The sequence below is a fragment of the Alkaliphilus transvaalensis ATCC 700919 genome (genome assembly GCF_000621485.1).
In the GTDB taxonomy this organism is placed as follows: domain Bacteria; phylum Bacillota; class Clostridia; order Peptostreptococcales; family Natronincolaceae; genus Alkaliphilus; species Alkaliphilus transvaalensis.
Map to the genome: position 1 here is coordinate 14,395 of NZ_JHYF01000002.1, position 25,516 is coordinate 39,910.

The 25,516-nt window shown below is 34.2% G+C and carries 25 protein-coding genes and 1 riboswitch; of the genes, 20 read left to right on the forward strand and 5 right to left on the reverse strand.

Annotated elements, in window-relative coordinates:
- The first annotated feature begins 30 nt into the window (after positions 1-30).
- Both T335_RS0102340 and T335_RS22550 read left to right on the forward strand, forming a co-directional pair.
- Positions 31-1,047 carry an alpha-hydroxy-acid oxidizing protein gene (locus tag T335_RS0102340; RefSeq protein ID WP_026476106.1) on the forward strand — a complete coding sequence of 339 codons (1,017 nt, stop codon included), beginning with the start codon at positions 31-33 and terminating at the stop codon, positions 1,045-1,047.
- Between the two features lie 76 nt (positions 1,048-1,123).
- Positions 1,124-2,110 (forward strand): cell wall hydrolase, encoded by a 987-nt coding sequence (locus T335_RS22550; protein WP_051569094.1) that lies wholly within the window; start codon positions 1,124-1,126, stop codon positions 2,108-2,110.
- A gap of 416 nt (positions 2,111-2,526) precedes the next feature.
- Here T335_RS22550 and T335_RS0102350 read toward each other — a convergent pair whose 3' ends face one another.
- Positions 2,527-3,846, reverse strand: coding sequence for a bifunctional folylpolyglutamate synthase/dihydrofolate synthase (locus tag T335_RS0102350; RefSeq protein ID WP_026476107.1), 1,320 nt, complete (start codon positions 3,844-3,846; stop codon positions 2,527-2,529).
- A 248-nt stretch (positions 3,847-4,094) separates the two neighbouring features.
- Between T335_RS0102350 and T335_RS0102355 the strand changes: the two genes are divergently transcribed.
- The 12 genes from T335_RS0102355 to T335_RS0102410 all read left to right on the forward strand — a co-directional run bounded on the left by T335_RS0102355 (position 4,095) and on the right by T335_RS0102410 (position 15,285).
- Positions 4,095-4,466, forward strand: a complete 372-nt coding sequence (locus tag T335_RS0102355) for a demethoxyubiquinone hydroxylase family protein (protein ID WP_026476108.1) — start codon at positions 4,095-4,097, stop codon at positions 4,464-4,466.
- An 11-nt stretch (positions 4,467-4,477) separates the two neighbouring features.
- Complete coding sequence (locus T335_RS0102360) at positions 4,478-5,314, forward strand: family 1 encapsulin nanocompartment shell protein (RefSeq protein ID WP_026476109.1); 837 nt, start codon at positions 4,478-4,480, stop codon at positions 5,312-5,314.
- A 97-nt stretch (positions 5,315-5,411) separates the two neighbouring features.
- A riboswitch (Lysine riboswitch) is annotated at positions 5,412-5,596 on the forward strand.
- A gap of 313 nt (positions 5,597-5,909) precedes the next feature.
- Positions 5,910-6,914, forward strand: a complete 1,005-nt coding sequence (locus T335_RS0102365; protein WP_026476110.1) for an aspartate-semialdehyde dehydrogenase — start codon at positions 5,910-5,912, stop codon at positions 6,912-6,914.
- Positions 6,915-6,946: 32 nt separating this feature from the next.
- A complete protein-coding gene (dapA, locus tag T335_RS0102370; RefSeq protein ID WP_026476111.1) occupies positions 6,947-7,819 on the forward strand; it encodes a 4-hydroxy-tetrahydrodipicolinate synthase in 873 nt (290 codons plus the stop codon).
- Positions 7,820-7,830: 11 nt separating this feature from the next.
- Complete coding sequence (dapB, locus tag T335_RS0102375; RefSeq protein WP_026476112.1) at positions 7,831-8,553, forward strand: 4-hydroxy-tetrahydrodipicolinate reductase; 723 nt, start codon at positions 7,831-7,833, stop codon at positions 8,551-8,553.
- Between the two features lie 15 nt (positions 8,554-8,568).
- A complete protein-coding gene (gene dapD, locus T335_RS0102380) occupies positions 8,569-9,282 on the forward strand; it encodes a 2,3,4,5-tetrahydropyridine-2,6-dicarboxylate N-acetyltransferase (RefSeq protein WP_026476113.1) in 714 nt (237 codons plus the stop codon).
- A 3-nt stretch (positions 9,283-9,285) separates the two neighbouring features.
- Entirely contained in the window at positions 9,286-10,506 is a 1,221-nt protein-coding gene (locus tag T335_RS0102385; protein ID WP_026476114.1) for an aspartate kinase, read from the forward strand.
- On the forward strand, positions 10,503-11,690 hold the full coding sequence (locus T335_RS0102390; protein ID WP_026476115.1) for an aspartate aminotransferase family protein: 1,188 nt from the start codon (positions 10,503-10,505) through the stop codon (positions 11,688-11,690). The genes T335_RS0102385 and T335_RS0102390 overlap by 4 nt, the downstream gene beginning before the upstream one ends.
- Before the next feature lie 206 nt (positions 11,691-11,896).
- On the forward strand, positions 11,897-12,565 hold the full coding sequence (locus T335_RS0102395) for a hydrolase (protein WP_026476116.1): 669 nt from the start codon (positions 11,897-11,899) through the stop codon (positions 12,563-12,565).
- Positions 12,566-13,030: 465 nt separating this feature from the next.
- The gene (locus tag T335_RS0102400) at positions 13,031-14,359 is read left to right on the forward strand and encodes a helix-turn-helix domain-containing protein (RefSeq protein ID WP_026476117.1); all 1,329 of its coding nucleotides are present in this window, start codon (positions 13,031-13,033) and stop codon (positions 14,357-14,359) included.
- A 124-nt stretch (positions 14,360-14,483) separates the two neighbouring features.
- Positions 14,484-14,639: a hypothetical protein gene (locus T335_RS22155; RefSeq protein WP_156943610.1), complete on the forward strand. Its 156-nt coding sequence runs from the start codon at positions 14,484-14,486 to the stop codon at positions 14,637-14,639.
- A 256-nt stretch (positions 14,640-14,895) separates the two neighbouring features.
- Complete coding sequence (locus T335_RS0102410; protein ID WP_026476118.1) at positions 14,896-15,285, forward strand: hypothetical protein; 390 nt, start codon at positions 14,896-14,898, stop codon at positions 15,283-15,285.
- Between the two features lie 15 nt (positions 15,286-15,300).
- On the opposite strand, the gene T335_RS0102415 is transcribed toward T335_RS0102410, so the two are convergent.
- On the reverse strand, positions 15,301-15,714 hold the full coding sequence (locus T335_RS0102415; protein ID WP_026476119.1) for a hypothetical protein: 414 nt from the start codon (positions 15,712-15,714) through the stop codon (positions 15,301-15,303).
- A 258-nt stretch (positions 15,715-15,972) separates the two neighbouring features.
- On the opposite strand from T335_RS0102415, the gene yedE reads away from it, so the two are divergent.
- The 6 genes from yedE (at position 15,973) to T335_RS0102445 (ending at position 23,087) form a co-directional block, all read left to right on the forward strand.
- Entirely contained in the window at positions 15,973-17,082 is a 1,110-nt protein-coding gene (gene yedE, locus T335_RS0102420; protein WP_026476120.1) for a YedE family putative selenium transporter, read from the forward strand.
- Entirely contained in the window at positions 17,075-17,308 is a 234-nt protein-coding gene (locus T335_RS0102425) for a sulfurtransferase TusA family protein (RefSeq protein WP_026476121.1), read from the forward strand. Before yedE ends, T335_RS0102425 begins: the two co-directional genes overlap by 8 nt.
- A gap of 8 nt (positions 17,309-17,316) precedes the next feature.
- On the forward strand, positions 17,317-17,589 hold the full coding sequence (locus tag T335_RS0102430; RefSeq protein WP_026476122.1) for a DUF3343 domain-containing protein: 273 nt from the start codon (positions 17,317-17,319) through the stop codon (positions 17,587-17,589).
- Positions 17,590-18,083: 494 nt separating this feature from the next.
- Positions 18,084-20,378 carry an RNA polymerase recycling motor HelD gene (helD, locus tag T335_RS0102435; protein ID WP_026476123.1) on the forward strand — a complete coding sequence of 765 codons (2,295 nt, stop codon included), beginning with the start codon at positions 18,084-18,086 and terminating at the stop codon, positions 20,376-20,378.
- 173 nt (positions 20,379-20,551) lie between these two features.
- On the forward strand, positions 20,552-21,436 hold the full coding sequence (locus T335_RS0102440; RefSeq protein ID WP_051569095.1) for a YitT family protein: 885 nt from the start codon (positions 20,552-20,554) through the stop codon (positions 21,434-21,436).
- Positions 21,437-21,887: 451 nt separating this feature from the next.
- Positions 21,888-23,087 carry a WG repeat-containing protein gene (locus T335_RS0102445; RefSeq protein ID WP_026476125.1) on the forward strand — a complete coding sequence of 400 codons (1,200 nt, stop codon included), beginning with the start codon at positions 21,888-21,890 and terminating at the stop codon, positions 23,085-23,087.
- A 76-nt stretch (positions 23,088-23,163) separates the two neighbouring features.
- Here the strand turns inward: T335_RS0102445 and T335_RS0102450 are convergent, their stop codons facing one another.
- From T335_RS0102450 to T335_RS0102460, 3 genes are read right to left on the reverse strand one after another with little or no spacing between them, the layout of a single operon-like run.
- Positions 23,164-24,273 (reverse strand): NADH:ubiquinone reductase (Na(+)-transporting) subunit F, encoded by a 1,110-nt coding sequence (locus T335_RS0102450; RefSeq protein WP_026476126.1) that lies wholly within the window; start codon positions 24,271-24,273, stop codon positions 23,164-23,166.
- Between the two features lie 20 nt (positions 24,274-24,293).
- Positions 24,294-24,884, reverse strand: coding sequence for an NADH:ubiquinone reductase (Na(+)-transporting) subunit E (locus T335_RS0102455; protein WP_026476127.1), 591 nt, complete (start codon positions 24,882-24,884; stop codon positions 24,294-24,296).
- Positions 24,884-25,516, reverse strand: coding sequence for an NADH:ubiquinone reductase (Na(+)-transporting) subunit D (locus T335_RS0102460; protein ID WP_034327547.1), 633 nt, complete (start codon positions 25,514-25,516; stop codon positions 24,884-24,886). Before T335_RS0102460 ends, T335_RS0102455 begins: the two co-directional genes overlap by 1 nt.

A 25,516-nucleotide genomic window follows, 5' to 3' on the forward strand; every position in this document is an offset into this window, starting at 1 on the left:
ATAGAATACTTAAAGGAGGACTACTTAGAAATGGAATATAATGAAATATTAACTAAAGCAAGGGATATCATTAAGGATAAGTGTCGTGTCTGTAAAGATTGTAATGGGATTGTCTGTCGAGGAGAGATTCCAGGGGTTGGGGGAAAAGGTTCTGGACAGTCTTTTATTCGTAATAGGGAGAAGGTAAACGAAATTAAAATCAATTTGGATACCCTTGTACCAGAGGGTGAGATTGATACTTCAATTGAATTATTTGGTAGAAGATTTAAATACCCTGTCTTTGCTGCCCCCATTGCAGCAGTAGGAATGAACTATAGTGATGCTATGGATGATTATCAGTACTCAAAGGCTATTGTCGAAGGTTGTAAAAAGGCAGGCACATTGGGCTTTACAGGTGATGGGGTAAAGGATGAATTTTATGACGACCCATTAAAGGTAGTTGGTGAAAACGAAGGAATGGGTATTCCTACAATAAAGCCATGGAAAACTGAAGAAATTATAAATAAAATAAAAAAGGCAGAAGAAAAAGGCGCTATAGCTGTGGCGATTGATGTGGATGCAGCTGGTTTAGTGCTATTAGCTATGTTGGGAAAGCCAGTTTCAACTAAGTCGGTAGATGAATTAAAAATGATTATCTCTTCAACTAAGCTGCCGGTCATTTTAAAGGGAATTATGACGGTGGAAGGAGCAAAGAAGGCTCTTGAGGCAGGTGCATATGGAATTGTTGTTTCTAACCATGGTGGTAGAGTATTAGACCATACCTATGCTACAGTTGAAGTACTACCACAAATTGCAAAAGAAGTTAAAGGGAAGATGAAGATCTTTGTAGATGGTGGATTTAGAAGTGGTGTAGATCTATTTAAAGCAAGGGCCTTAGGAGCCGATGCAGTGCTAATAGGAAGACCCTATGGAACAGTAGCCTATGGTGGTGGTGCTGAGGGGGTTGAGGTATACACCCATAAGTTAGGACAAGAACTATTAGAGACAATGATTATGACTGGATGTCATAAATTAGAAGATATTAATGAAAAGCATATAACGATATAGTTGGTAAAACTTACAGCTAAAAAACACCCCCGAGGTATGATAAAATTTTTAGTGTCAGAAAAGAAGGGGTGACTAAATGAAATTAGTAGATTTAAAGAAGCAAAAGCATCTATTATATGTGTTTATTTTAGTTGGAATCCTTGGAACAGTATTGCTGGTTAATTCATTTTTGGGTGAAGGGCTAATTTTCTCTTCAATTGAACAGGAATTAGAACCTCAGCAAGATTATTTCGGGGCCGTTGATGAAGCAGAAGACTCAAGTGTTCCAGATGAAGAAGATATTGCAGATTCAATGGAAGACATAGCTGAAAAACCAGAGAATACATTAGAAGGTACAAAAGAAGAGAATAAAGAAGTAATTAATGTAGAGGCATCTAAAGTAGAGGCATCTAAAATCAAACCAGAAGAAACAATAGAATCAGTACAAAATGAAAAAACTGAAGAGAAGAATGAAGCAACAAACAATAATCCAGTTTCGACACCAACAGCAGGATCTCCTATTACTGGTAATCAGTATGTTGTTAAAAACAACGATACATTGTTTCACATCGCTCAAAGGGCAAATGTGTCGGTGGAAAATTTAAAGTCTCTTAATAACCTAAATTCAGATGTTATCACGGTTGGGCAAATTCTAGCAATTAAAGGATCAAATCCTGCTAATGATACTTCAACAGATGTAGCATCAAGAGGAACTAGAGAAGAAGATCTTTATTGGTTAAGTAGAATTATTCATGCAGAAGCCCAAGGAGAGCCTTATGTTGGAAAGGTTGCAGTAGGGAATGTTATTCTAAATAGAGTAAAAAGTAGTGATTTTCCTAATTCAATATATGGTGTTGTTTTTGATAGGCAATTTGGTTATACACAATTCTCACCAGTATTAGATGGAAGCATTAATAACACCCCTAATGCAGATAGTATAAATGCTGCAAGGGATGCCTTAAATGGACAAAGACCTGTAGGGGAAGCCCTATATTTCTTGAATCCAAGAAAAGCCACAAATTTCTGGATTGTTCATAATCGTAAGTTTAAGCAGACAATAGGTGATCATGACTTTTACTATTAAAACTAAATAGACTAATAATGATAACAGTAAAGACTGAATTCTGTATCGTGGACTATTCTCTATCAAGTAGGCAGAGGAGTTCATAGAGTAGCGTTCAGTCTCTCTTTTTTTTTCCTTTAAAGCTAATAGACCTACTATTAAAGCTAATAAACTTACTAAAATAGTAAAATAATTTTACAGCTTACCAATTTTATAACTTACAAATAAATCCATAAGTTCGTAAGGCCATAGCGGCAAAATCATAACTCGAAATTGATTTTATGCAAATATAAATCTAAAACTAATAATGCAATTCCCACATTTAATATGGAAAATAGATCAAATTCAATTTTAATACTAATTCAATTCAAACACAAATTTATATAAAATAAAAGCGACCATAGGCCGCTTTAAAGTACATCATATAAATTTTATATCTAACTTGCTATTTCATTGCTATGAATTACTTCTAACAATACTTTTCTGGCATCCCCCATTAAATATAAAGAACCTGTAAATATGGTTACTTCATCGTGACTAGTATACTCTAAAGCTAGGTGAACAGATTCTTGGATGGTTTCAGCTACAAGCACTTCTTTACCAAGATAACTCACCTGTTGAGCCAATAGATGGGGGTCCATTGCCTTCGGATTTTTTGGTCTAGTAAAGATTACCTTATCGCATAGGGGGATTAATTGATTTAGTACTCCCGAAACATCTTTATTACTTAACATACCGATTACAAAATTAATCTTTTTATTGATAAAGTATTTTTGAATAGCTGAGGATAAAACAGAAGCCCCTTGTAGATTATGGGCCCCATCGATGAAAATAAGAGGCGTCTCTTGGATTAATTCTAGACGTCCAGCCCAGCTATTTTGATATACACCAGAATAAATTGCTTCATCTGAAATTTGTAATTTATTGTTATCTCTTAAAGTGATTAGGGCAAGAATAGCCAATGCGGCATTGTAAACCTGATGCTCTCCAATCATTCTTATCTTAATATTAGTTAGAAGACCCTCTGAAAAGTCTAGGTCAAAGGATTGTTCTTTAACTTCTTGGGTTAATATAGATACAGCATCCTTTTCTAAAATTTTCAACTTAGCTTTTTTATTTTCTGCAACTTCCTTAATAACGGCATCAGCAATAGGTAACTGCCAATGGGCAACAACTAAACCGTTGGATTTTATAATGCCTGCTTTATGGTGGGCAATTTGTCCAAGATCAGACCCAAGTACATCAATATGGTCTATATCAATTGGCGTTATGACAGAAATTAAAGAATCTTCGATAACGTTAGTAGCATCCATTAGTCCACCAAGTCCAACTTCTAGTACTACATAATCTACTTGCTTCCTAGTAAAATAAGTAAAGCTAAGTAAAACCATTAGATCGAACATTGCTGGGTAATTTATCTGATCCCCCATCAAAGGATCAATGTAGTCGTAAATCATCTTGATGATTTCTGCGAATTCTTCCTGAGGAATGTTCATACCGTTAATTCGAATACGATCAGTATAACAGTGAAGGTGAGGAGAGGTAAAAAGACCAACTTGGTATCCCTCAGATTTTAACATACTATGCAGAAATGAAGATGTAGAACCTTTTCCGTTAGTCCCCGCAACATGAATGTATTTAAGATGTAGGTGGGGGTTGCCCAAATAGGATAATATCATTTCCATTTCTGACTTACTTAACCTTGTGCCATAGGAATGGCATTTTTCAACAAATTGAATGGCCTCTAAAAAGTTCAATCTAACTCCTCCTAAAATATAATTTTCATATGGGCAAGATTAATTATACTACCCAATAACAGGGACTACAATAGGGAAAAAATGCAAAAAGAAAACTATTTTTCTAGAATGATTTTTCTTAGGAATTTAGAATAATTTCCTAGATAAAAAAATACAATTAATTTGATTAATAAATATAAAGTTGTTGAAACTTTAAAAGAAAGGTAAGTGAATATAAATAGGAATATTTAAAGGAGGAGGATAATCATATGCCAAGTTTTCCAAACCCCTTTCAAGGGAATATACCACGAAAGATTTCAAAAGAGGAATTAATTCAGGCAGTAAGAATGGATATTGCGGGTGAATTAGAAGCTATTTTTCTTTATGATGCCCATGCTAAAGCTACGGAAGATCCTAGGGCAAAGAAAATATTAGAAGACATTAGAGATGAAGAAAAAGCCCATGTAGGTGAACTGATGGAACTCTTAAAGATATTAGATCCAACAGAGGGGGAATTTTTTGAAGAAGGAGTTCAAGAAGTTAGGGAATTGATGGAGGAATTAGGGACGGAAGGAGAAAACATTCCAGAAGGGAAAAAGATTGAGGCTTTAAAAACTGTAGGTAGTCTATTAGGAAAATAGGAGGGGATAAAATGGAATATTTATTAAGGGACGACAGCCCATTTTCAGAAGAACAATGGGGCAAAATAGATGAACTTGTTGTTAAAGTAGCAACGCAACAATTAGTGGGCAGAAGAATATTACCAGTTTATGGACCCTTAGGGGCAGGAATACAGAGTATTAATCTTGATACTGTTAGTTATAAAGAGGAAGGAGAAATGGATCTTTTTGGAGATTCTGATACTTGTGAAATAAGTGCAGATAAAAGAAGATTTGTGGCAATTCCCATGATTTATAAGGATTTGTCTATTTCGTGGAGGGATGTAGAAACAAGTAAAAGGTTAAGGACCCCTTTAGATTTATCAACGGTTGCAGCAGCAGCTGCTGCTTGTTCCAAAAAAGAAGATTATTTAATTTTTAATGGTAGTAATAAATTTGGTTATCCAGGATTACTAACAGTAGAAGGAAGGCAAGTAGTCGATAAAAGTGATTGGCGAGAAGACGAGAATCCCTTTAACGATGTTGCAAAGGGAATTGAAAAATTGATTGAAGAAGGTGTTTATGGTCCCTACGGATTAGTTACGAGCCCAGATCTGTATGTTCAAATGCAAAGACTACAAGAAAGTACAGGCCTTTTAGAATTTACAAGAGTAAAGGAACTAGTTGATGGTAACGTGTTTCAATCTCCTGTTTTGCCAGAAAATACAGCCGTGTTAGTAGCAATAGGTCCCCAAAATATGGACCTTGTAATTGGGCAAGATATGATCACAGGATATATCGGTCCAGAGCAGCTAAATCATAAAATGCGGGTTTTAGAGACCCTTGTATTAAGAATTAAGCGACCAGAAGCAATTGTTACCTTTGAATAGACATAGGCTTCTAGACCAATGATATTATTTTATAAAAACTGTTGACAGAGAAATATCCCTATGATACACTACCTACTATACAATTGAAAAAAGTTCTTAAATAAATAGAGGCGCACTGAAGAAGAGTATATAGTGGGTGCTAAGAGGGGAAGAGTCCTCAATACCATTATAGAAAGGCTGACGTGCCGAAGCTGTTAAATCACTCTCCGATTTAATGGTTGGTTGTTCCAGTGAATAGCTGGGCGACTGTCACAGAAAAAACTGTGGAGTGCTATTTGTTGAAAGGTAATTAAAAAGATTTTGGAAAAGACCAAATCTTTAAAATAAGTCTATTTCCTTGACTTACTTATATTACATTAGACAAAACTCAGTAGCTCCAAGAATTTTCTTGGAGCTTTTTCTATTTTTATGGAACAATTCATCAAAATAATTTATATTGTATAGGGTGGGGAGGATTTTACATTAATAAAGGGAATTATATTATATGTATTTTTAACAAACAATAAGTAAAGAAATGACCAATAATTTTTAAAATGCTCTAAGTCGTAAAACTGTCAAAAATCTAATAGATAATAAAATAAAGGGAGGTCTTTTTATGGGATTAACAGTTGGAGTAGTGGGCGCTACAGGTGCCGTGGGTAGAAAAATGGTTGAAATTTTAGCAGAGAGAAATGTGCCTATTGAAAAATTAAGATTATTTGCCTCAAAAAAATCTGCGGGTTCAACAGTAGAATATAAAGGATCTGAAATAACAGTAGAGTTACTAACTGAAGAAGTAATGAAGGATCAATTTGATTATTTATTATTCTCTGCAGGAGGAAGCGTATCAGAAAAGTATGCTCCCATAGCAGCAGAGGCAGGAAACATTGTAATAGATAATTCATCCCATTGGAGGATGACGGAGGGAATTCCTCTAGTGGTGCCAGAAGTGAATCCTCATGTTTTAGAAGGTTACAGAGGGATCATTGCAAACCCCAACTGTTCTACTATTCAAATGATGGTGGCATTAGCGCCCCTTCATAAGAGATATGGAATTAAAAAAATCGTTGTATCTACTTATCAAGCTGTATCTGGAAGTGGTCAAGGAGCCATTGATGAACTAGAAAATCAATTAAAAGATAGTAATTATCCAAATAAAGTTTATACGAGAAAAATTGTAGGCAATTGTATTCCCCATATAGATGTATTCTACGATAATGGGTTTACAAAAGAAGAACTAAAAATGGTGTATGAGACCCATAAAATCCTTGAAGATAATAGCATTGAAGTAAACCCAACTGCTGTAAGAATCCCAGTTCTTTATGGGCATAGTGAATCCCTCTACTTAGAATTAAAGGAAGAGGCTAGTTTAGAGGAAGTATATACGATACTAAGGGGAACAGAAGGGATTAAAGTTGTAGATAGTCCAGCAGAAAATCAATATCCAACACCATTAGAGGTTGCCCACACTGATGATACTTATGTAGGAAGAATAAGAAAGGATTTATTTAATCCAAATGCCATCTCCTTATGGGTTGTAGCTGATAACTTAAGAAAAGGAGCTGCAACAAATGCAGTTCAAGTATTAGAAACTATGGAAAAACAAAAATTAAATAGATAATTAAATAGTTAAATAGAAAGGAGAGAAAGAATATGTTTAATGGTTCAGGTGTAGCAATCGTGACTCCTTTTAAAGGAGGAAAGGTAGACTTTGAAGCCTTTGATAAACTAATCAATTTTCATTTAAATAACGATACTCAAGCACTAATTGTATTGGGAACTACAGGTGAAGCAACAACCCAAAATGACGAAGAAAGAGAGGCAGTCATTAAAGCAGCTGTAGCTAAGGTCAATAAAAAAATTCCTGTAATTATTGGTACAGGAGGTAACGATACAGCAAAATCAGTTAAGCATACAAAGCAAGCAGAAGATTTAGGGGCCGATGGGGTTTTAGTTGTTACACCCTACTATAACAAGGCAACTCAAAAGGGTTTAATTGCCCACTTTACAGCAATAGCAAATGCAAGTAAGCTTCCAAATATTTTATACAATGTACCAGGAAGAACAAATGTAAATATAAATCCTGATACAGTAGCTCAACTGGCAAAGATTGATAACATCATTGGTATTAAAGAAGCAAGTGGAAATATTTCTCAGGTATTAGAGATTAAAAGATTAGTTCCAGAAGGGTTTAAAATTTATTCAGGAAATGATGATCAAGTAATACCTGTATATTCCGCTGGTGGTCATGGTGTAATCTCTGTTTCGGCTAATGTTATTCCAAAGGAAATGCAACAAATGTGTGGCGCTTTTGAAACAGGTGATGTTAAGGAAGCTTTAAGATTGCAGTTAAAATATAAGTTATTCATTGACCTATTATTCTCAGAAGTAAACCCAATACCAGTTAAAGCAGCAGTAAGTTTAATGGGTTATTGTGAAAATGAATTAAGGCTACCATTAACGACAATGGAAGATGCTAACCTAGCCAAACTAGAGGCAGAAATGAAGCAATTACAAATTATTTAAGGGGGGCTAATATGAAACTACTCATTTGGGGAATCAGTGGTAGAATGGGGCAATACATTAAAGAAACTGCTGAAAAGGATGCCCATTGGACTTCAATAGAAGGGATGAATTCCAGTAGATCAGTAGAGGACCTCATTGAAAAGCCAGATGTGGTAATTGATTTTTCCCATCCAGGAGCTATAAAAAAAGTATTAGATTATTGTGGAGAGAATAATATTCCTTTAGTAATTGGAACAACAGGATTTACCGATGAAGAGACTAAACTAATTGAAGAAACTTCAAAAGCAATTCCAATTCTACAAGCCACTAATATGTCATTGGGTATGAACATTATGTTCTCCCTTGTAGAGCAGGTGGCAAGGATGCTAAAAGATAAGGTAGATATTGAAGTAGTTGAGGCCCATCATAATCGTAAGAAGGATGCCCCTTCTGGTAGTGCAACGACGATTATAGAATCTATCGAAAAGGGACTCGGTAGTGTAGCTAAACATCAACATGGAAGAGAAGGCCAATGCCCTAGAGAAAAGGGAGAAATTGGTGTTCACGCCATTAGGGGTGGGAATATAGTCGGTCTACATGAGGCTCATTTTATCAATGACTTAGAAACGGTAAAAATAGTCCATGAAGCCCACGATCGATCTGTCTTTGCACAGGGGGCACTTGAGGCAGCAAAATATATCATTGGAAAAGAAAATGGAAAGTACAATATGAAAAACGTGCTTGGATTAGACTAAGGAGGAATAATTAAAATGGATGCACATTACATTATTGAGTACATTAGAAGTAGCGTTAAGAAGACACCTGTAAAGGCTTATATCAAAGGTGATTTTAATGAAATTGATTGGAGCCAATGGGAAATTAAGAACTTTATTACTGGCAATACTGGCGTTATTTTTGGAGAGTGGAAGGAAATCGGTCGCTTTTTAGAAGAGCATGCAACTGTTGTAGAAGACGTTGTAATCGAAAATGATAGAAGAAATTCTGCAATTCCTTTACTAGATTTAAAGAACATTCATGCTAGAATTGAGCCAGGTGCCATCATTAGAGAAAATGTAGAAATAGGCGATAATGCAGTTATTATGATGGGGGCCACAATTAATATCGGTGCTGTAATTGGCGAAGGTACTATGATAGATATGAACGTAGTTGTTGGAGGTAGAGGGATGATTGGTAAGAACTGTCATATTGGTGCAGGTGCAGTCGTTGCCGGAGTAGTTGAACCACCTTCAGCAACACCAGTAATTATTGAGGATGATGTAGTTGTTGGGGCTAATGCAGTTATTTTAGAAGGGGTTAGAATTGGAGCAGGATCTGTTGTTGCTGCTGGAGCTGTTGTAACAGAAGATGTACCACAAAATGTTGTTGTAGCTGGTACACCAGCAAGAATAATCAAAGAAATTGATGATAAGACGAAGTCTAAAACAGAGATTGTGCAAGAACTTCGAAATTTATTGGAAGCATAGTCTATGAAAATAGTAGTTCAAAAGTATGGGGGAACCTCTGTCGGCACTACAGAAAAAATTAAACAAGTAGCTGATAAAATTATAAAGAAAAGAGAAGAAGGTTATCGGGTTGTTGTAATTGTGTCGGCGATGGGTAAAACCACAGATGAATTGGTTTCATTGGCCAAAGCAGTAACCGAACAGCCAGAACCAAGAGAAATGGATATGCTCTTAACAACAGGAGAACAAATCTCTATCTCATTATTAACAATGGCTCTAATTTCTAAAGGATATCCTGCTGTTTCCTATACTGGACCCCAGTTATATATCCAAACAACATCATCCCATCAGAAAGCAAGAATTAAAGATATAGAAACAAGTAAAGTGATGAATGCACTAGAAAATGATAAAATTGTTGTTGTAGCAGGTTTTCAAGGGGTAACAGAAGATCAAGAGTACACTACCCTTGGAAGGGGCGGCAGCGATACTTCAGCTGTTGCCCTAGCTGCTAAGCTTGGGGCAAGTTGTGAAATCTATACAGATGTAGATGGTATTTATACCATGGACCCAAGAAAGTTAAAGAAGGCAAGAAAAATTGATCGTATTAGCTATGAAGAAATGATGGAAATGGCAAGTTTAGGGGCAGGTGTTATGCATTATAGGGCTGTGGAACTTGCAAATAAGTACAAGCTACCCCTATATGTAGGATCAACTTTTTCAAACGTTAAGGGTACAATGATAGCACATGGAGGGTCAGAAGTAATGGAAGAAACCGTAATTACAGGAATGGCTTCAAGCTTAGATGATATTCAAATTACAGTCTTAAACTTACCTTCTTCTATTTCTAGCCTATACCGTTTATTTGGACAAATGGGCGAGAAGGAAGTAAATGTAGATATGATTTCCCAGATGATTACAGATGATGGGAAAATGTATGTCAGTTTTACAATTCCCAAAGATGATCTATCGATTGCTGAAGGAATTTTAAAGGAATGGCAACAAGAAGACCCCCTACTTCGTTGGGAGGTAAATACTGATATAGCCAAAATATCAGTTGTTGGTTTAGGCATGCGTACCCATTCGGGAGTAGCTGCTAAAGTATTCGAGATATTGGCTGATAATAATATTGCTATTAAAATAGTAACGACATCAGAGATCAAGATTACCTTTGCAGTAGACAAAATTCATGAAGAAAAAGTAATTGAACTAATAGGAAATGCCTTCGAATTGGTGGTGGCAGAATGAGTAAAAACTGGATGGCGTTAGATCAACAATATTTATTACCCGTCTATGGTAGAATGCCTGTAGTAGTTGAGAAAGCTCAAGGAATGTATATAACCGACGTAGAGGGTAAAACCTATTTAGATTTATTCTCGGGTCTAGCTGTAAATATATTAGGCCATTGCCATGATGCACTAAAGGAAGAGTTAGCCCTGCAAAGCAGTCGGTTTTCTCATATATCAAACTTCTTTTATAATCAACCGGCTATTGAGCTAGCAGAAAAATTAATCCATAGCACTTTTCCTGGAAAAATATTTTTTGCTAATTCAGGAGCAGAAAGCACAGAGGCTGCTGTTAAGTATATCCATAAATATGGCAAAGACAAGGGACTAAATGGCGTTGTTGTTTTTAAGAATAGTTTTCACGGAAGAACATTAGGCGCATTGAAGCTTACAAGGATGGCAAGTGTTCAACAGGACTTCCCTGTAGTAGATTTCCCAGTCTATGAGCTGGAGGATGAAAACCTAAAACAATTAGAAACCATTATTACTGAAGATAGACCTGCGGCATTGTTATTTGAGCCCATCTCTGGTTCGGGGGGAATTAAGGTCATTTCTAAAGACTTTATGGAAAAGGCTGCTGAAATCTGTAAAGCTAATGGTGTCTTATATTGTGTAGATGAAATTCAAACTGGGGTAGGAAGGACAGGGGAATTATTTGCTTATCAACATACTACTGTCGAGCCAGATATTTTGTTATTTGCTAAAGGCATAGGGGGAGGTCTTCCTTTAGGTGGAATGATTGTTAGGGAGTCTATATCCCATTACTTTAAACAAGGGGACCATGGAACAACCTTTGCCCCAAATCCCATTAGTGCTAGCTTAGGAAGAAGGACTCTAGAGGTTTTAGAAGCTGGCTTATTAAAGGAAGTTGCAGTCAAAGAAGCCTACCTACTAAATAGACTGAAGGACATTAAAGATCAATTTCCTAAGATGCTAGGTGAAGTTAGAGGGAAAGGTATGATGATTGGTATCGAAATATTAAAGAATCATACCTTGTTACGGGATCAATTTATGGAGAAGGGGATATTAGTTAATGTTACTAATGGCAATATCTTAAGATTATTACCTTCTTTAATTATAGAAGAAAAACACATTGATGAATTTTTCAATGTCTTTATCGAGATTTTAACAGAATGGAATACTTAAAACTGATCATGGGGTACTGGTAAAGCCAGTTATCCCATGTTTTTTTCTAGCTGAATAGTAAAATAGGTATTGGAAAAACTTATAATAAGTAATTGTCGAATTGATTATTTATTGCTCGAAACAAAGGCTGTTAATTATCTTTACATATTTTAATGGAAGAGTTATAATTGATACACAAATATGATATAGTAGGGGGTTGTAACATAATGAAACCAATGATACCCCGGATTACCGGTAATTTAAGAAGTTATATGCTAAAGGTTCCTGAGTGTATAAGACAAGCTTCTGGAATTGAAGTGTTGGGAAGAAAGATAAAATCTCTTGCCTTTACAACAGATATAGCAATTATAGAAAATATTAATGCTGATGCCATTTGGGCTGTATATCCCTTTACACCTCAGCCAACCATCACCCATGCAATTATGACCTGTTCAGATGTTCCTGTATTTTGTGGAGTCGGTGGTGGTGTAACAAACGGTCAACGGTCAACAAATCTTGCCCTTCATGCAGAATTTCAAGGAGCGATAGGGGTTGTTTTAAATGCACCTACTGCTAATGAAACAATATCCATGATGAAGCAGACAATTGATATACCAGTTGCAATAACCGTAGTATCAGCCAAAATGGACAAAATAGAAGATCGTCTGGCAGCAGGAGCTGACATATTAAGTGTTGCAGCGGGTAGTCATACAGCAGCTGTTGTTAGGGAAATAAGAAAGTACTATTCAAACATACCGATTATTGCTACAGGTGGTTATACTGACGATTCTATTTTAGAAACAATAGAGGCTGGTGCTAATTCCATCATCTTTAATCCACCATCAACTTTAGAGATTTTCCGCAGTAGAATGAGTATGTACCGTAATGAATATTAGTGAGACAAGAAGTTGATATGATACTTCCAACGTAGACAGGCTAATTATTAAAAATAGGCTTTCTACTTGGAGGTATTTTTTATGAATAATTTTAAAGCTAAAGAATATAAATATTAAAAATCAAATACTACACATAAACCAAAATAAGATGTAATTTAAAATTTATGAAAAAGTACAAAAAAATATAACTAAGATGGGTAAAATTTTAAGTCTATAAATTTAGTATAAGAAAGTTAACATAGAGCTGCCTAGAAAAATTCAAATAATATGCATTTGCAATATTTTTTCTGAATATTATAAAAAAACACAGGTAATCGTTTACTTAATTATTGAATATACGTTAATAGTGGTGTATTATTATATAGGGAATAAAAAACACCATTGACCGTCTATTGGTTAAATAGAGATAAAGAATAACCATTAATAAAGATAAGCCAATTAAGATGGTTAAAAGGAGGAATAGGGATGAAAGGTCAAAGCCAAGGGGAAAAAATTAAGAAACTAAGGTTAGATTTAGGTCTAAAACAAGAAGATTTAACCAACCATGAGGTTTCAAAAAGTTTGATTAGCATGATTGAGAAGGGAAAAAGAAGCTTAACCCTATATACCGCCAACATTATAGCCAATAGCCTAAATAAATACTATAAATCTATGGGGAAAGAAATTACAGCAGAATTCTTAATGGAAACAGACTTAGATAAGGTTAGAAGGGAAATTAAAACAGAGCTTGATTATCTAAATTCTATTATAGAAACAGAGAAAATTGAAGAAAAATTGATTATACCAAATTTTGAAAGCCTACTGGCATTAACAGAAGAATGGGATATTAAGGAAGATGGGATGGCAGTAATCGCATTAAGGGGTAAATGCTATTACTCCCTTTATAAATATAACCAAGCTTTAAAAGACTTATCAACAGTATTAGAGTATTACATAGAAGTTAAGAATTATGGTGAAGTTGCTCGTATTTATAATTTTATGGGTTCTTGCTATTATATGCAAATGGCTATAGATAGAGGACTAGATTATTTTGCTAAGTCATACGAGATAGCAGTACAACACGATATACATAATAAATCAAGGGTGAAAATAGAAGCTGTATTCAATATGGTATTATGTTATCGAAAACTTGAAAAGTTTGATATGGTAATACAGAACATTAATCTTTTCAAAAGTTTGGATCATGATTACGAGGTATACGACTATTTTAATGATCAGGTTACGCTTTTAGAAGCAAATACATATCGAGATGTTGGAAATTTTGAAAAGGCAGAAAAGCTTTATGAGAAATTAATACAAAGAGGCAGTGAGATTAATGTTAATACTTTATTTTTAGCATACATTAATATTTCAATTTTTTACAGAGAAAACCAGAAAGTTAATAGTGCTTTAGATTATATTAATAAAGGAATTGAAATTGCTGAAAAAATAGAAGATAACTACTATAAACCTGTATTATTTAAACATGAAGCGATTTGCTATGTAATATTTAAAAATTACACAAAGGTAATTGAGTTGTTAGAGATGGGGTTAATCGAAGCCCAAAAGATTGAAAGAAAAGATACGATTATTGATATATATTTTGCTTTTGTAGAATTATATATCAGATTAGAAGATTATAATAAAGCATTATATTACTTGCAACAGGTTGAAAAAGTTATAACCGATAATAATATTAAGACCAAAGTAAATGAATTATATAGTTTCTATATAGATGTTTATATCAGTCTAGGGGATATAGAAAAGAGCAAAATGTATACAGCTAAAATGCGTAGTGTATATTTGGTTAAATGAGTCTACTACAAAATGGCGTTGCAAATGATGTCAGGAGTTTACCTATTTTCATAGGTCCTATGTCATTTCATTGTTAAAGCAAAATACAGTTTTTCAAATAAAAAAAGATTGGGGGAATAGGTTTATGGAAAAAATTAAAGGTATGGTAGTGGCTCTAACAATTAGTGGCATGCTATTAGGAAGTTTTGGTTGGACTTATATTAATATTTCTGGCATTGATGAAAGTGGTTCTACAGGGATTATTAGACCTATGGACGAACCAAGACCTGCTGTTCATTAGTTTTAATTTAACGATTTAAAAAGGCGTGAAAATAAGAACTTCTCTCAGACTAAATATTTGAGAGAAGTTTTTATTTTCCACAAATAATACATAATATGTGTTATAATGATATAATAATACATATTTTTACAATGGGAGGATTTATAATAGAGGAGTCCTATACTAAAGCAAATTAGAAAAAAATTAAATCATGATAATTAGCCAGTACATCTATTTACATCCATTGATGGAAAACAACAATGATAAGAGGTGAAGCATGACAAGAACCAAGTTAAAATACCTAAAAATCCTTATGGGCCTTTTAATCATCATTCAAACCATTATTGCAATTGCCAACGTTAATAGCTTCTATCAAGAAATAACCCATGAAGTAGGTTCGCTTGTGATGGTGATCCTATTTATTACAGGGCTTTTATTTGGACTGCTTTTAAGAGCAGGTTTAACTTTCATCTTTTGGTATGGATATCATCTGAAGTATCAAAAAGAAGGGATAGCAGATCAACTCTATCGAAGAGTCATTGCTTCCTTACTTTTCTTATTATTAATATATACATTCTTCGGTGAGGGATTCTACCTAATCTTTTTCATTTGTACACTATATTTAAAAATTAGAAATGTAAGTAAAAAGCAGCTACCCTTGGAGTAACTGCTTTTAATTAGTTTAACAACAAACCTCATATTCAATAAAATCCTTTTCAATCTTTAAAAATTTAATGGATTTAACACGTAAAAAACGGTTACAAAAGCCATAATCTTCAGGAGCATATTCAAAAGCAATTTCTCGGTGGACCCCCCAATAGCCTTCAAATCGTATTTCTTCACCTTCAGCAACGGTTAAACTATATCCAATGCCATTATTAGCGGTAGATACCTGCATTGGTCTAAACTCCTTTGAAAATTGTTGAGAGATCATAAGATGTACTTTAAAATCTTTAACTGTATTAAAATCTTTAACTGTATTAAATTGGTTAGCTTCTGCCCCTAAAAAAGATAGTTGGTAATTAACATCTTTATGATTAGACGTCAGCAGTTGGTGACCAATAAAACCCTTATCTTTCCAAGTATTTTTCTTCATAATTTCTTCCCCCTTCATCCATAAATCATAGTTATATTTATAACAATATCTTATAGATAATCTTATAATGCTGTTGAGTGTAATTTCAAAATTTTTTATATAAGACATTGATATATCCATCTATATAGTTGATAATCTAGAAAAATTCATAGAAGTGTTAAATTGGGCAAATGAGTAGTATAGAAATTTTCAATAACAAAGTTTGTTAAAAATTTATTATAATCAAGGGGAGTAATATATTTAGTAGGAGGGGAAGTAATGAGGGAAAGCAAAGGGAAAATTGTTGCTACTGGAGGAATCATGGGACTTCTAGCAGCAATACTAGTTAAGTTTGGTAACCCTGTTAATATGGGGGTATGTGTAGCCTGCTTTTTTAGAGACATAGCAGGTGGTCTTGGTTTACATAGGGCACAGGTAGTACAATATCTTAGGCCAGAAATACCAGGTTTTATTTTAGGATCGTTTACTATTGCAAAGGCAAAAGGAGAATTTAAACCAAGGGGTGGTTCCTCCCCAATACTTAGATTTATACTGGGGTTTTTCTTAATGATTGGTGCCTTAGTTTTTTTAGGTTGTCCTTTAAGAATGATTTTAAGGCTTGCTAATGGAGATTTAAATGCTTTAACTGGTTTAGCAGGCTATGTCATTGGAATCTGGATAGGAATCCAGTTTTTAAAGAGGGGATTTACCCTTGGAAGAAGCACTACTCAACCTTCAGCAACTGGTTATGCTATGCCAATTTTTTCAATAGGTATATTGCTTTTATTAATAGCGGCTCCAACCTTTATTTACTTTAGTGAAAGTGGACCTGGTTCAATGGCAGCACCAGTATTATTATCTTTAGGAGCTGGATTATTAATTGGTGTATTACTTCAGAGAACAAGACTATGTACAGCTGGAGGATTTAGAGATGCAATACTAATTAAAGATTTTCATTTTCTATGGGGTTTAATTGGTATTTTTGCCTTTGCCCTACTAGGTAATGTAATTTTTAATTTTGAAAGCTTTAAAATAGGATTTACTGATCAGCCTATCGCCCATACAGATCATATTTGGAATTTATTAGGAATGGCTCTAGCTGGGGTAACAGCAGTAATGCTAGGGGGTTGTCCTTTAAGACAAACTATTTTGGCGGGTGAAGGAGATGGCGACGCAGCAATTACAATTATGGGGTTAATATTTGGAGCAGCCTTTGCCCATAACTTTGGATTAGCCGCTTCTGCCCAAGGCGTAGGACAAAATGGTAAGATTGCGGTTATTATCGGTTTTATTATTGTTTTAAGTATTGGTTTTAGTATAGTGGCTAATGTTCAAAAACAAAGCTTAGGTAAAAATAGCAAGGAAAAAGGAGGACTTCAGATTGGGTAAGGGAAAAACTAAGTCTATAAATATGATAGATGCTAGGGGGAGGTCTTGTCCAGAGCCTGTAATAATGACTAAGGACGCCCTAGAAAGACATTCTGATGGGACGATAGAGGTATTAGTGGATGCAATGGTAGCAGTTGAAAATATTAGACGATTTGCAGGTAATCACGGCTTTCATGTAGAGGTGAAAGAAGTTGATGAAGGATACTCTTTATTAATAAATAGATAGGTGATTAAATGAAGAACTTTTATTGTGTTGTAACCTTTCATTCTACATACCATGCACTAAACTTTGAAAAAGTAATGTTGGAAAATGGAATATTAACTAAATTAATGCCTGTTCCTCGTCAGGTAAGTACAAGTTGCGGTACTGCAGCAGAAATTCCTTGCGAAGAAAGACAAAGAATATCAAAGATCTGTATAGATTATAGTGTAGAAATTGCAGAGATTCATAAAATAGAAGATAATAAAAAAAGTAATTGGTTTATTAATCTAATGAATAAGGTATAATAAAATTAGGTATAAATGGTAACATAATCAGGCAAGAAAAATAGACCATACCTTAACAAGAACTCGTATGGTATTTACAGGAATGTAAATGATTTTTTCTAACTTAAATCGAAGTTTTTTTGCATTAATAAATTTGAGGAAATTGCACGATAACTATGATTTATATACGATCTATGAAAATATGAAAACTGAGTGGTGCATTGTGAAATGAGTAATTTCTTTGATATAATAATATATTACTCGTTGATCACTAAGCAGCGAAGTTTTCATTTTGCGTTAATAAAATTTTGAATTATGTATTTAATATCTTATGAAATTTCATACATATTTAATAGTATCTAAGAAAATGTCATCAACTTGTAATTAATACCCCCTTGTCGTAAATACCAAAATATATTAAAATATAATAACATTTGGAATTAATAGGATGGAGAATAGTCTGTCCTATTAATTTTTTTCGTGATGATGGTTTGGTAGAGGAGAGGAGGAAGGATATGTCGGTTAAAGAGCATCCATCCTATGGAGAAGAAATTGAACGGCTGAAATACACAAAGGAATATATTAAACTGACCTTACGTGCTACAGAAGAGAATCAAAAGAAATTGCAGGAAAACATTAAAGAAGGTATAGCAAATATTGATAGTAGTGAAGGTTATATCAATATTTTAATTAATTCGGAGTTTATGGAAAGAGCTGAAAAAAACTATTACGCCCTCACTAGAGCAAAAGATAAGCCTTATTTTGCTAGAATAGATTTTAAGACAAAGGGTAGTCATACAACTGATCGGGTCTATATAGGTAAAACCTCTTTATATAGGGCGGAAGATGATGTTCCGTTGATTGTCGACTGGCGAGCACCAATTGCTAATGTCTATTATGAAGGTCGATTAGGGGAAGTTAACTATAAAACTGAAGTAGGGGAAGAAGAAGGCGAACTTCTCTTAAAAAGACAATATACCATTAATAATGGAGAACTAGAAGATATTTTAGATGTAGATATAACCACCACCGATACCTTTCTACAAGCCTCCCTATCAGCCAATGCCGATAGTCGATTAAAGGATATTGCATCAACCATTCAGGGGGAACAAAATCGTGTTATTAGAGCAGATATGAATAGGCCCCTTATAGTACAAGGGGTTGCAGGAAGTGGAAAAACCACTATTGCCCTTCATCGTATCGCTTATTTTATCTATACTTATGAAAAAACCTTTGATCCAGAAAATTTTATGATTATGGCTCCAAATAATTTATTTATTAACTACATATCTGAAGTTTTACCAGAATTGGGGGTAGAGCAGGTAGTACAGACAACCTATATAGACTTTATGAAAGAGCTGGTGGGTCCCCCATTTAAGTTATCTGATCAGGCGGAAAAGCTAACGGATTTAATCAAAGGTGATAATAATAACAGAGAAGAAATTGAATTGATGGCTTGGGCGTCGGCCTACAAGGGCTCCTTAGCTATGAGAGATTCAATTGACAACTACGTAGTAGAGATAGAAAAAGTATTTTACCCTAAAGAAGATTTCTGCGTAGGAGAACAGGTTATTGTAACTAAAGAACGAATAGAGAAGATGTTTTTAGAGGAATTAAAGTATCTTCCTCTATATAAGAGAATTAATGAAATTAAGAAGACTTTAAGAAATCAGTTAAGATACCGTAAAGAAAAGATACTAGAAGATATTCAAGTAAGTTATGATCATAAAATAGATTTTATTAGGAGTAGGGTAGAACCATCTGAAGACAGACGACTAACTTTAGTCGCCTTAATGGATGAAAGGGACGAAACCTTAGAGGAGACTAAGAAAATCTTAAAAACCTGTATTAAGAAATATTTAGCAAAGTTTTCTTCTAAGAAATTGATCGATTATTACACTGAACTTGTTACACAAGAAGAACAGCTTCGTTATTATACTAAAAATAGTTTGACGGACTTGCAGTACAGGTATCTATGCCAAACAAATAGTAAACTATTATCAAAAAAGGTTATTGAGATGGAGGATTTGGCTGCAGTAACTTATTTAAGACATAAACTTTTTGGCTTTGATAAGAAGATAGAGATTAATAATATTGTAATTGATGAAGCACAAGATTTTAGTTTATTCCAATTGTATGCCCTAAAGGAAATCTTAAATACCAACATGTTCACCCTACTAGGGGATATTTCCCAGGGAATCCATAGTTATCGTAGTATTCAAAACTGGGATGAAGTGATAGAGCACATCTTTGATAAGAAAAGATGTAATTACTTAACTTTAGTACAAAGTTATCGTACGACGATAGAAGTAATGCTACTGGCCAACGAAGTAATCAAGAAATTACAAAATGATAGAGTTGTCTTAGCTAAGCCAGTTATTAGACATGGAGAGAAGCCTATTATCAAAAGATTCCATAAGCAGGATAAACTTATATCAGAATTAATAGGAAAAGTACAGGAAATGGAGGAGCAAAAGTATAAATCAATAGCTATTATATGCAAAACCCAAAAGGAATGTAGGATTATTAAGAAGGCATTTAATAAGGAAGGGCTAGAGGCTAATTTGTTGGAGGGTAAAGAAGAAAATTATTCTGCGGGAATCATGCTGGTTCCTTCCCATGTAGCTAAGGGGCTAGAATTTGATGTTGTTTTTATTGTCAATTTAGATGAATGTTATAATGAAAATCCCCTTGATATTAAGTTACTTTATGTAGCCATGACAAGAACCCTTCATCAGTTATTAATCTATATGAAGGAAGGTACTATTCCAATATTAAATGATATTAATGGTGAATTATATAAGTTGTAAGATTAAGCCCAGTGGTGATACTCATTACTGGGTTTTTTAACCATCTAAATATTGAATCAATTAACGAAAAAACAAAATCTTTTTTACAGAAAGTTAATTGTATTGGACAAAAAAAAGGAGTAGGATAGATATAGATGATTAAGGAACAGTTATTTTGAAAGGGGAAGGCTTCTGTGAAGTTAGAAAAAAATATTGAAAAGAAAATAATAGATGTACTATTGGTTTCAGTAGGTTGTTTGCTATTGGCCTATGCTATTACCTCTATTCTTAAACCCAATGGTTTAATGACAGGAGGGATCACAGGTACATCAATCATTTTGGAAAAATTACTAAAGATTAATTATAGTTATATATATTATGCTTTATCTTTAATGGTACTATTTTTAGCGTGGATTACCTTAGGGAAAAAAGAAGCTTATAAAATTATAACTTTATCAACACTCTTTCCGCTGCTATTAATTTTATTTGAAAAAAACCCAACACCATTAATAGAGAACGATACATTTTTAGCAACCATCTATTATGGTATTATTGCAGGTGGCGGTTGTGGATTGGTATTAAAAAGGGGTTTTTCTATGGGAGGTACTGACACAATCTCGAAAATTCTCCATAAAAAACTTTTACCTACCATAAGCTTAAGTCAAGTGATATTAGTTGTAGACAGTTTAATTGTAATTGCTTCCGGTGTTTTGTTTGATCGAACAGTTGCCCTCTATGCAATTTTGACTCAAATTGTATTTATGAAGACTTTAGAAACAGTAATGTTTGGATTAAGCGCCAAAACAATAAAGATTGAAATTATTACTGAAAAGCATCAAGAGGTCTCTAATTATATCTTGAAGGAAATTAATAGAGGTATTAGTGTTTATGCAATTAAAGGTGGGTATACAAACCAAGAAAAACAAAAGATTGTTTCTATTTGTTCTCCAAGGGAGGCTATGCTCATTAGAATGTATATTTCACAAATCGATGAAAATGCTTTTGTAGATGTACTACCAGTGATATCCGTTTGGGGAAAAGGATTAGGTTTTCAAAGTATTGTTGAAAATGAGGCATAAATATTCGTTTAAAGAAAGAGTTCCTTACTAAACTAAGGGATTCTTTTTTTTATGAAAAACCAATATGAAAGTTCTTCTTTAATCATTTTAATATAAAAGAACTTTACGTTATGAGATTCAACATTAACAGATAAGAACTTTAGTTATTCTTTGAATCTTCCAATGAGAATAAAGAAATACAAAAGAATATAAGGAAAGACAAAGGAATAAAAAGGAAGACTTAAATGTTATAAAATTAGTGATATGATAGACACCAAATTTAAAATGATGATGTTAAGAATGCTTCATCTATAGATATTTGGAGCGAGAAGACATTTTAAGGAGTCAAAATGACCTTTTACGCCCACGATATTGACATGTCGGATTATGAAATGTAATATAAAGTTATTATTATTAGATAGATGGTGTAAACATAGCCATCAAAAATTACATGGGATAAAGGAGTGGGGATATGAAGCAGAACAAAGGTATAATACTACTTATGGTTTTTATGTTATTATTTGCTACAATGACAGGTTGTACTAAACCTGTTCAAGCAAGTTCTGTAAATTTTATTGAAGTTGAAGATATTTATACCCTTTATGAGTTTTCTGAGTTTTCAGAAGGGAAGCTTGTGGTAGAAAATGTTGAAACACGAAAGTTCGGACACTTAGACCCACGAGGAAATACTGTCGTCGATTTTATCTGGGATGGTTCTTTACCATTTTACCAAGGTCTAGCAGCTGTTTGGTTGGATGGTAAGTGGGGGTACATTAACCACGATAATGAAATTGTTGTACCGATAGAGTTTGACTATTATGGCATGGAATTTGGCGATGGATTAATTATACTAAAGGATGATGAGTATCATTTCTATAATTTAAAAACCCATGAGCTTACAAAATATGAAATGCATTTTGATTTCGTAAACGAACCACAAGAGGGACTAGCTCCGGTTTTACTGGATGGAAAATGGGGATTTATCAATCCAGAAGGAGATGTAATTGTTCCCATTATTTATGATAGCGTTGGGGTTTTTAGCGAAGGCAGGGCTGGTGTTAAAGTAGGTAATTATTGGGGATACGTTGATCAACAAGGGAATGTTATAGTAGAACCTCAATATGATGCATTAACTACCTACGCCGAAGGTCTTGGTATCGTAGTTAAGGATAATAGATATGGGGCATTAAACCGAGATGGAGAAGCAGTAATTCCCCTTGAGTATGATTACATAGGAATATTTATAGATGGACAAGCAATTGCAATGAAGAGTAATAGAATGGGAATGATCAATATGGATCAAGAAGTTATTATAAGTTTTGGTAAATATGATGAAGTAAGTTACTATTCAGAGGACTTAGCTATAGTAGGAAAAGATCATAAATATGGTTATATTGATAGGGAAGGAGAATTAGTAATCCCCATGATCTATGACTATGTTGAACCTTTTGTTGATGGTTATGCTGTTGTAAAAAAAGGTGATGTCTATATGGTAATTGATACAAATAATAATATAATTGAAAGAGCAGATCATTTTATTAGACATTTTTCAGAAGGTGTGGCTGTTGTAGCCAGTGGAATAAGGCTGAAGGGACTCATTGTAAATAACGATAAAACAGAAAATGAAACCCTTACAAATATTTTAAAAAAACATAGAGTACATTTTCAGTAACTTTTATTGATGAAGAAACACCCTCCAGAATGAATATTAATGGAGGGTGTTTTACTAAATTCTATGTTGTTTACTATTAATCAAACTTATCAAAATAAACCTTTTCTTCTGGTATTCCCTTGGCAACAAGGACTTTTACAGTAGAATCGATCATTGGGGCACTACCACATAGATAAGCCTCTTTAGGGCTGTCACTTTCCTCTAATCGTTTTTCTATTGCGTGGGTTACTCTTCCTACTTCTCCAGTCCAATCATCATTTTCTTCTGGCCTAGAAAGTGTTGGAATAAACTTAAAGTTAGGCAATTCCCTTTCGAACATTTCCATCTCATCAAGTAAAAATAGATCACTTTTTGTTCTAGCACCAAAGAAGAAAGAAATCTTACGTTCACTTTTTTGGGCTAAAAGTTCATATAAAATACTTCTAATTGGAGCCATTCCCGTACCAACAGCAACTAGAATAACTTCAGCGTCAGTATCCTGTAGGTAAAAATCACCATAGGGACCTGTAAAGGTGACTTTATCATCATTTGACAGATGTTGATGTACATAAGTGGTAACGATACCACCTTCTACATATCCAATTAATAGTTCAATATAGCCTTCATCCTTAGTAGCAGAAGCAATGGAATAAGCTCTATAAACTTCTTCTGGGCTTCCTGGGTAAGGTGGAGCTAATAACTGAATATATTGACCTGCCTTAAAATCTAATGAGGCAGGGTCATTACTTGTAATTTTGAATCTTAGCTGTTTAATTTTATCAGTAACATTGGTTGATTTTTCAACTGTTGCACTAAACATTTTAACATTAAATAGCTCAGCAGGAATCTCAATTGACATATCTTCCTTAACCTTGACTTGGCAAGATAGCCTGACATTATTTTGAAGATCATCCTTTGATAAATAGGATAGTTCTGTAGCTAAAACGGGACCTCCACCACTATTGATCTTACACTTACAATAACCACAACTTCCCTTGCCACCACATGCTGAAGGAATGAATATACTTTGACTAGTTAAGGAGGAAAGTAGCGTACTTCCTCCATCTATTTCAAACTCCTTCTCTTTATTAATTGTAATTTTCTTTATTCCATAGTCGGCGATGTAGGAATCAGCAAAAGTAAGTAAAACCGCTAATACAGTTGCAATTCCTGTAATTACCCCGACTGTTATCAAAATAGTGTACATCTAGCCGCACCCCCTTAGTTCTATTGTATTCTTACGATTCCTGAAAACCCGATAAAGGCAAGCGCCATTAATCCTGTTATAATTAGGGTAATACCAGGCCCTTGAAGACCTTTAGGTATTGGTGCTCTCTCAAGTTTTTTACGGATGCCTGACATTGCTAGTATTGCTAGAGCCCAACCAAGTCCAGAACCAAGACCGAAGCTAAGGGATTGAATGAAGCTGTAATCTCTGATAACCATAAATAGTGATACCCCTAGAATTGCACAATTTACAGTGATTAGAGGGAGGAAAATCCCTAAAGAATAATAAAGGCTTGGCAAATAACGTTCAATAATCATCTCTACCAATTGAACAAAGGCAGCAATTGTAATAATAAAGACGATAAATCTTAAATATTCTAGTCCAAACGGAATAAGAATATAGTGATAGATAAAGTAATTAATAATGGTTGTTCCTGTTAAAACAAAGGTTACCGCCTGACCAAGACCAATTGAGGTTTTAATTTCTTTGGAAACGGCGATGAAGGAACACATACCTAAAAAGTTTGCTAAAACCATGTTACTTGTAAAAATTGAAGCAAATAATATAACGATTGGATTAATTTCTGGCATTAGTGTCCACCTCCAGTTACTGTAGATTCTTCTTTAACAGATGAGAATGAGTTGGCAACCCAAATTAGTATGGCCATCATGAAAAAGGCTCCAGGAGGCATAATCATAAAGATCCAATTTACCCACCAATCTCCTACAACTGAAATACCAAATAGCGTTCCAAAACCTAAAAATTCTCTGAAAAATGCTACGGATAAAAGTACAAAAGTATATCCTAAACCTGAGGCGATTCCATCAAAGAAAGAAGCAATTGGTGGATTCTTTTGGGCAAAGGATTCGCATCTACCCATGATAATACAATTGGTAATAATTAATCCAACATAAGGGCCTAAGGCGTCACTCATGGTTGGGAAATAAGCCTTTAGAACAATGTCTACTATAATAACATAGGCAGATATGATAAGGGTTTGAACCATCATCCGAATATGTTTAGGCGTATATCTTCTAATAATTGAAACTGTTAAACTTGAAAAGGATGCAACAAAGATTAAACCAATCCCCATAACTAGAGAGTTTAGCATTAGGTTTGTTACTGCTAAAGCAGAACATATACCAAGGATTTGTCGATAGACCGGATTATCTTTGATTAAACCCATAGTAAAGATGTTTTTAATTTCTTTAAGTTTGATCAT